General features: G+C 40.0%; 9 protein-coding genes and 1 pseudogene. 9 read left to right on the forward strand and 1 reads right to left on the reverse strand.

Annotated elements, in window-relative coordinates:
* Positions 1-3: 3 nt before the first annotated feature.
* The 4 genes and pseudogenes from JOE49_RS09660 to JOE49_RS09675 all read left to right on the forward strand — a co-directional run bounded on the left by JOE49_RS09660 (position 4) and on the right by JOE49_RS09675 (position 3,047).
* The gene (locus JOE49_RS09660; RefSeq protein ID WP_209940978.1) at positions 4-624 is read left to right on the forward strand and encodes a hypothetical protein; all 621 of its coding nucleotides are present in this window, start codon (positions 4-6) and stop codon (positions 622-624) included.
* Positions 614-1,744, forward strand: a complete 1,131-nt coding sequence (locus tag JOE49_RS09665; protein WP_209940979.1) for a DUF262 domain-containing protein — start codon at positions 614-616, stop codon at positions 1,742-1,744. Before JOE49_RS09660 ends, JOE49_RS09665 begins: the two co-directional genes overlap by 11 nt.
* 34 nt (positions 1,745-1,778) lie before the next feature.
* Positions 1,779-1,955: pseudogene (locus tag JOE49_RS09670) on the forward strand (GMP synthase (glutamine-hydrolyzing)); the annotation flags it as partial.
* Positions 1,956-2,429: 474 nt separating this feature from the next.
* Positions 2,430-3,047 (forward strand): Type 1 glutamine amidotransferase-like domain-containing protein, encoded by a 618-nt coding sequence (locus JOE49_RS09675; protein WP_209940980.1) that lies wholly within the window; start codon positions 2,430-2,432, stop codon positions 3,045-3,047.
* A gap of 70 nt (positions 3,048-3,117) precedes the next feature.
* Here the strand turns inward: JOE49_RS09675 and JOE49_RS09680 are convergent, their stop codons facing one another.
* Positions 3,118-4,248, reverse strand: a complete 1,131-nt coding sequence (locus JOE49_RS09680; RefSeq protein WP_209940981.1) for a Gfo/Idh/MocA family protein — start codon at positions 4,246-4,248, stop codon at positions 3,118-3,120.
* Between the two features lie 131 nt (positions 4,249-4,379).
* Between JOE49_RS09680 and JOE49_RS09685 the strand changes: the two genes are divergently transcribed.
* The 5 genes from JOE49_RS09685 (at position 4,380) to JOE49_RS09705 (ending at position 7,936) form a co-directional block, all read left to right on the forward strand.
* Positions 4,380-5,225 (forward strand): LysR family transcriptional regulator, encoded by an 846-nt coding sequence (locus tag JOE49_RS09685; RefSeq protein WP_209940982.1) that lies wholly within the window; start codon positions 4,380-4,382, stop codon positions 5,223-5,225.
* A gap of 19 nt (positions 5,226-5,244) precedes the next feature.
* Positions 5,245-5,916 (forward strand): SGNH/GDSL hydrolase family protein, encoded by a 672-nt coding sequence (locus tag JOE49_RS09690; RefSeq protein ID WP_023987035.1) that lies wholly within the window; start codon positions 5,245-5,247, stop codon positions 5,914-5,916.
* A gap of 159 nt (positions 5,917-6,075) precedes the next feature.
* A complete protein-coding gene (locus JOE49_RS09695) occupies positions 6,076-6,546 on the forward strand; it encodes a MarR family winged helix-turn-helix transcriptional regulator (RefSeq protein WP_023987036.1) in 471 nt (156 codons plus the stop codon).
* Positions 6,547-6,567: 21 nt separating this feature from the next.
* Positions 6,568-7,506, forward strand: a complete 939-nt coding sequence (locus JOE49_RS09700) for an NADP-dependent oxidoreductase (RefSeq protein WP_053324647.1) — start codon at positions 6,568-6,570, stop codon at positions 7,504-7,506.
* A gap of 40 nt (positions 7,507-7,546) precedes the next feature.
* Complete coding sequence (locus JOE49_RS09705; RefSeq protein WP_076295347.1) at positions 7,547-7,936, forward strand: nuclear transport factor 2 family protein; 390 nt, start codon at positions 7,547-7,549, stop codon at positions 7,934-7,936.
* The last annotated feature ends 187 nt before the right edge of the window (positions 7,937-8,123 follow it).

Genomic DNA, 8,123 nt, shown 5'->3' on the forward strand with positions numbered 1-8,123 from the left:
TAAATGTATGAATATAGCGTGATGAAAAGTGAATTGATACAATTAAAACCAGCTGAATTTTATATGAAGTATATAGTGAAATCATATAACTGGTATTTTGAAGAATACTCCAATGGTGAGAATGAGACAGTAATTGAGAAAATTGATACGTTTAAAGAAATAGTCACAAAAAATTTTGAAATTAGTTTTCATAGTGTTCAAATGGTAGGAAGCGCAAAAATCGGTTTTAGTTTGTCTCCATATAAAGGGCTTCGTGAATTTGTAAAACAATCATTAAATGATAATGACAAAGTTTCTGATATAGATTTGGCAATAGTTTCAGATTCCTTATTTGATGAGATATGGAGAGCAATGAGAAAGCATAAATCAACCTACTATATGTCGAACTATCAAAGAGTTGCTAATTCAGTTTTTTTAGGATATATAAATGATAAAGATTTTACTGATATGCCTAATTTCAATTCTGAAATAGAAACTAGAATTAATAATACTAATAGGGAATTAATAGAGGAATTATCAATTATTCATCCTATATCTTATAGAATATATAGATCGTGGGAAGACTTAGAGGAATATCAACTTACTAGTATTGAAAAAGCAAGGAGTGCTAATTGTGCAATTTAAATTTACTGAGAACACTAAGTCTGTGCGAGAAATTCATGCAATGTTCAAAAAAGAAGAATTAATAGTGGATGATTCTTATCAAAGACGGTCTGTTTGGATAGAAAAAGATCAGATTCGGCTTGTAGAGACAATGCTATTGAATTTTGTAATACCTTCTATTTACTTCTGGCAAAGTGAAACTGATCCTGATACTGGTGATGCTATAACACATATTGTAGACGGACAACAAAGAATTAAAGCGATAATTAATTTTATTGACAATAAATTTTGTTTGAAAGAAAACTCTTTATTGGAAGAATCGATGAAAAAATCTTTTAGTGACAAATATTTCAGAGATTTGAATAATGAAGAGAAAAAAAATATTTGGAATTATAGATTATCTGTTATTGAAATTGATTTAGAGGCAAAAAAAGGTGATATTATTAAAATGTTCGATCGGCTAAATCTAACCGAATATACTTTGAATGATCAAGAAAAACGTAATGCTATTAAAGGACTATTTCATGAATTAGCAGAAGAAATAGCATCTAATAATTTTTGGAATGATATAAATTTTTTTACTGGCCAAGATGTAAGAAGAATGAATGATGTTCAATTTAGCGCGACTATTATATTGCTATGGAGAAATGGAATAATAGAACAATCAAATGCATCTTTAGCAATCAATAAATCGTATGAAGAATTTAAAACAAAATATCCCGATAAAGAGAATGACCATAAAAATATTGTGAAAGCTATGGAAATGATATGGGAGTTATATGATGAAGATACTACAAAAACTTTTATAAAAAGAAAAACCCAAATATATACTATATTTTCTCTGTGTTTTTATATGATTAGAAAAGACATTCATATAAACAATGAGATTATTAACAAATTTAAAAATTTTGTTAAGATTTATAATAAGTATAAAAATGAAGAGATTGCCACTTTGTTTCTTAATAGTGAAGAAAACAAAATATATGATTTGTTTAAAAAATATAAACAAGCTTCTTCAGAAGGCATAAATAAATTTTCTAATAGAGTTGCTCGATTTGATGTTTTGAAAAAGTTTTTATTAGAAAACGATTATCCTCAAGAAATAATGAACTCAGTTTATGAGAAACTAAAAAAATCATAAATATAAATTTTTGATTTATACTTAATCTATTTCCTACACCATAGGTATCCACTGCGTTACCTCCATCGACGGTATGACCGCCGACTGGGCACGTATCCCTTGGGATGTGCTGGAGAAAATTTCGGTACGTATCGTAAACGAAGTGGATAACGTGAATCGCATCGTGTATGATATCACCTCCAAACCACCAGCAACGATTGAGTGGGAATAAACGCGGAGACTCCCGCGCCGTAACCATGAATCCTTTAAGATTTACCTATACAACATCAGGACTCCTCCGTATCGGCGAAATATCGCTATGCGGTTGGAGTCTTTTTTACGGGTGCCAGGTCGAACCTTTGCTCGGGAAAGTTTACTGTACGGCAACCTCAATCGACAGGGGTTAGCTAAAGGCGAACAGCATTGCCTCATGCGGCGGAGATATGAAGTCATTTATTGTTGCAAAACGGAATATGAAGCTGAAAAAAGGAGATATTATTCAATGGTAATGTCTCCTTTTTTTATATGGTTTTATTAGATTCAAGCTATAAATAGCTTAAATCAAGTATGAAATTAAACGTTCACTTCTTTTTTATGTCATGCTCTAATGGTGTCATGTTTTGATACTAATATATTTTATAATGTACCTAGATTAAAGTGTTGCATATCTCGTTTTATTAAACGCTGTTCTAAGGAGAATAAAGAGATGAAAAAATTATTTCTGTCGTCCTCATTTAAGGATGTTGCACCATGCTTAGTCCATTTCGCTGGTGAAAACTTAGAAGGAAAAAAAGTCACCTTCATCCCAACCGCAAGTATTCCAGAGAAAGTTAAGTTTTATGTGGATTCAGGGAAAAAAGCATTAGAGAATTTAGGATTAGTCGTGGATGAAATCGAAATCGGCACAGCAACATTGAATGAAATAGAGAGTAAAATTAGAGAAAATGACTATATTTATATTACCGGAGGCAACACATTTTATTTACTTCAAGAGTTGAGAAGAACCGGGGCTGACAAAATCATTGCTGATGAAGTTAATGCAGGGAAGTTATATATAGGCGAATCGGCAGGTTCGATGATTTTATCACCGAATATCGAATATGCCCGACTTATGGACAATGTGGAGGAGGCGCCTGCTTTGGATTCCTTTGTTGCGCTCGGGATAATTGAATTCTATCCAGTCCCCCACCATACGAACATCCCGTTTAAAAAAGCGGTGGAGAACATCATTGAGGAATATGGCAGCCAATTAAATTTATATCCAATCAGCAACGCGGAAGTTATTTTGGTTGAAAGTGACAGTATAAAGGTCGAGAATGCATGATTTTAAAAGATCAAGAACCTTTAGCTCCACATCTATCGTGGTGTTAAAGGTTCTTTTTTATAATTCTACCTTACCATACGATCCTTTTCCCAGTTGCAGCCGATTCCTCAATGCGGTCCAGTAGCTGATGCAGCTTTAAGGCATGGTTGAAATCGGGAGCGAGACGGGTGTGTGTCAAAATATCCTCGGCAAAAACATAATGAGCCTTGGCTACATTTAGGGTTACCCCTTCTCTTGGGAAATCCAGGCTTATATTAGGCTCTCTAGTTATACTTATTTGTTCAAAAGCGCCATTAGGACCATGACTTTGCGTACTGCTTGGATCGTACACAAGTTTTTCGAGCGTTAGATTCCCGAATTGAACATGCCCAAGCGAAGGATTCTGTGACAAACGCAAAATGCCCTTTTTCCCTTGAATCTCTATCTCAAACTTAGAATTCACCCCACCTTGAATGTGAACGGATACAGGTGCTCCTTTTTCCAATAGTCCGTGAATCAGAATCTGATCGGCTGTATCCTTGGAAATGACTTCACCCGTTTCCTGAATAGTGGCTTCGTGATAACGGGATGATGTGATGGCCGATAGCTCGCGGAATTCGCCAACGATGTATTGCAGCGCATCCAGGGAATGTCCGCCATTAATCGTGAGCAGATTAGCCCCATTGGCTCTATTCAGCAAATAAGCGGTGTCCTGATTTACTTGTCCTCCTTTGCCGGGAGTAGCTACTTGCATATGACAGGATATAATTTCACCAATCTCTCCGCCCTCCACGAGTTTTTTCATCGTTTGCACTTCAAGATCCTGCCGTGCCTGCAAGCCGACGGTATGATGAATGCCTGCCAGTTCCGCCGCCTTGGCCATTTCAGCAGCTTCCGCAGTGTTTGCCCCCAAGGGCCATTCACAAAAAATATGCTTTCTCTCTTGAATTGCCGCCATCACCGCCTCGTAATGATGGGGAACTTTTATGCTCACCACGACCATGTCCACATCCTCGGAAGCTGCGAGCTTTTTGGAATTATCAAAAGCTAGTGCCGCACCTACTTCTTCTGCGCTTTGTCGCGCACTCTCCATACGAGAGGTACCGACGGCAGTGATATCCAGGTTCGAGTGCTTGAGCAAAGCCGGAATATGCGTTTGACTGGCCCATTTATTATTCATCGAACCTCCTACGATACCTACACGAATCTTCTTTTTGATCATGTTGCCATACCTCCTGATTTTTAAAATGAGGGTGGAAAATAGCATCCAAGGCCAATATAATACACTTAACTCATAAATAATAATGCTTGTTTATGATACAGGTATCATTTTATTTGATGGGAGGTGAAGGGATGGATATTGAAAATATGCAGGCATTTGTTTCGGTGGCAGAGCTGAGAAGCCTGACAGAAGCAGCACAAAAGTTGAATCACCTGCAATCGAATATGACGGCCAAAATAAAGAAGCTGGAGGCCCATTACGGCACAGCGTTATTTTACCGAAAGCCCCGTGGTATGGAGCTGACACCCGCAGGAGAAACCTTGTATGCTCAGTTCAAGCAAATGTTGTTGCTATGGCAAGACACGGAGATGAAAATGAGACCGCAGGAGGAAAAGCTGCGCATCGGTACCATGCAGTCCATCGTGGCGGGCGACACAACGAGGGCGCTCACGAAGGTATATGAGCTGTATCCGCAGGCTTCGGTTACATTAAAAACCGGAACCACGACGGAAATGGAGCGATTGATCCTTGACGGCGAACTCGATATTGCTTTTGTTACAGGGTATCCCGCCAACCCGTATATTCATTATCAAAAAATATGCCGTGAAGAACTGGTGCTGGTGGGGAAAGGCATACATGAAGGCTCGGATCTCAAACAGGTACTCCAAGGAGCGTCTATTATCATATTGTCGGATGGCTGCCTGTATCTCACGTATTTAGAGAAGATGTATCAGGACATGCAATTGACCCATGGCGAGGTGGTGGAGGTCGGTGTGTTTGATACGATGGTGCAATTTTCCTTGATGGGAATGGGAATCACCCTCATGTCCAAAAAGCTGGCGCGGCAATTTAAAGTAACATCCTATTTGCCCGCTCCCCCAACCTTCGGCTACATGGATACATATTTAATAACCCGGTCAAATCACGAAATGACAGCGATTGAACATAAATTTATCGAAATCAACAATACGATCTAATAGATAGGAGAGATATCGAATGACAATCAATCAAGGCAAATACCAAGGCAGCCATGCTGTATTTCTGGGCGATAGCATTACGTTTGGATATGAATTGCGTGATGGAGAAAAGCCTTACCCCCACCTTGTGAGCGACGCACTGGGATTCCTAACCTTTGAGAATCACGGCATATCCGGCAGCAGTGTAGCCAGCGGCGGTTTTGAACCGATGTGTGAGCGTTATGAGAAAATGAACCCTCATGCAGACGTGATCTTTTTTATGGGGGGAAGAAACGATTTTTCGATGGGAGAAATACCGTTCGGTAGCTTGGATACGCCATCGACAGAAACGCGTACGTTTTATGGTGCGCTCAAGCATATTGCCGAAGGACTAATTAACCGTTACCCGGACAAGCTGATCGTCTTTTTGACTCCGCCTCACGGATCAAGTGATACGGTTCCTGAGCATCTGCCTAATGCCATTACTGGTCAAGTCTATAGCGCGTATGCACAGGCCGTGAGAGAAGTGGCCTCACTTTATTCTTTCCCGTGCTGCGATCTGTGGAATATCGCCGGAATTCAACCACTATTGCCTGTACATAAACAGATGTACTTTACAGGGGAAAATGGTGTTCCTGACGGCCTGCACCCGAATCAGGCAGGCCACGAGCGGATGGCGGCCCGTATTATCGGATTTATGAATACACTGTAATTTGGACCATTTCATCGTTTTATCGAATGACCCTACTAACTACAAATTCTAGATTGCTCAGGCTTATTCGTTTAGCTTGAGCATTTTTTTGTGATTGTAGGATTTGTATATATAGACTTGTCTCAGGGCTTGTTTATTTTTAGAGGGGGTGTATAATACTTGATATATCAATTGATAGGTCAAGTATTAGGAGGAGGGTTTGTCATCGAACATTGCTCTGAAAAAAGCCAGTTGTTTTATCGCATGCATCTTTTGTGTAAAGAAATGAATAACGCCTTTGAAGCACAGTTAAAAACCAGCTTTACCAAGGTTGAAATTTTGTATCATATTGATCATCGTCAGGAACTAAGTCAGCTGGAACTCCAACACCTGCTCGTTCTGGATGGTGCAGCAGTAACCCGACATCTGAGAAGGCTGGAAGAGGAAGGTCTGATTTTACGTAGTAAAAAAGAGCAGGATAAGCGTGTGACCTATATATGTTTGACCGAATTAGGGGTTCAAGAGCTGCAAGTTTTGTCAGAGCAAAGACAAGCCTTTCAGGAAAAGCTGCTATGTAAGTTTACAGATGAGGAAATTGTGGCTTTGACAGATGTGCTACAGCGTATGTCTAGCAATGTAAAGAATATGTAAATGTGCGAGGAGGAAATGAATATGAAAGCCATCGTTATAGATCAGTATGGAAGCAAGGATGAATTGAAAGAAAGAGAAGTGGCTACTCCTACACCACAGGCTCATCAGGTTGTAGTCAAAGTGGCGGCTACCTCCATCAATCCAATTGACTGGAAGCTGCGTGAAGGTTACTTAAAACAAATGATGGATTGGGAGTTCCCGATTATTTTAGGCTGGGATGTAGCCGGCACTATTTCGGAAGTAGGCAGCGAGGTCACCGATTGGAAAGTGGGAGATGAAGTGTTTGCACGCCCGGACACCACACGGTTCGGTACCTATGCCGAGTATACCTTGGTGGATGATCACCTGCTGGCACGTAAACCTGCCACAATTTCTTGGGAGGAAGCCGCTTCTGTACCTTTGGCGGGGTTGACTGCTTGGCAGGCGCTCTTTACACATGGTCAACTGACCAAAGGGGAGAAAGTATTAATCCACGCAGGTGCAGGTGGCGTAGGCATGTTTGCTATCCAGTTTGCCAAACAGGCCGGAGCCTATGTCATTACTACAGCCAGTGAGCGTAATCATGAATTGCTTGCTTCATTGGGAGCCGACCAAATCATTGACTATCGTACAACTCGTTTTGAGGAAGTTTTATCTGATGTGGACGTGGTGTTCGATACGATGGGTGGGGATGTTCAGAAGAATAGCTTTAAGGTAATGAAAAGGGATACCGGACGGATCATATCCATTGTCAGCAATTTTGACGAAGAGCTGGTGAAGGAGTACAACGTAACGGCCAAAAATATATGGCTGGAGCCCAACGGACAGCAGCTACAGGAAATTGCCGACCTGTTGGAGCAAAAGAAAGTAAGATCGGTAGTAGGAGCTACGTTTCCTTTTTCACAAAAAGGTTTGTATGACGCACACGCTTTAAGCGAAACCCACCACGCTGTCGGTAAAATTGCAATAACCTTCTCATAAGGACGCATACACATATACAGCACGAAAGGAATTGCACACGATGAAGATTTTAGAAGAATATTTTCACTACTATGATTTAGCAAAAGATGACGAGAAGAGTAGAGAACGATTAATTAGCCTTTTTTCTGAGAAGATTGAGTTTGTATTGAATGGTGATCGAAAACAAGGTATGAGCAGTTGGAAAAGCTTCTTGAATATGTTCTTTGAGGGATCGCTCGAAATCAAGCATATGTATGAAGGTTGGAAACCTGTACCCAGAGAACCTGATACCTATCAAACCAAATGGGCAGTGTGTGGTAAAAAAGCAACAGGCGAAGTTTATACACTTACTGGAGTGGACAAGGCCCGGCTGGATGCGGAAGGTAAGATCGTTTATCTGGAAAATATACCAGACACAGCGAATGCCTTTGATAAGTACAAAAATCTCTGATTCCTCTAAATCATAACCCGTCAGCTGCATAATAGCTTGCGGGTTTTCTGTTTTCCGAACAATACATATGTGTTCAATTTGTAACATTCGCTTTTTCTGTTGACAAGCAGTAGGTGAGAGCCTAAAATAACGAATGTAATAATATAGCGCATATGAATGCGAATATTACTTCAAACGAACGATAACA

Source organism: Paenibacillus sp. PvR133 (assembly GCF_017833155.1).
Lineage (GTDB): Bacteria > Bacillota > Bacilli > Paenibacillales > Paenibacillaceae > Paenibacillus > Paenibacillus polymyxa_B.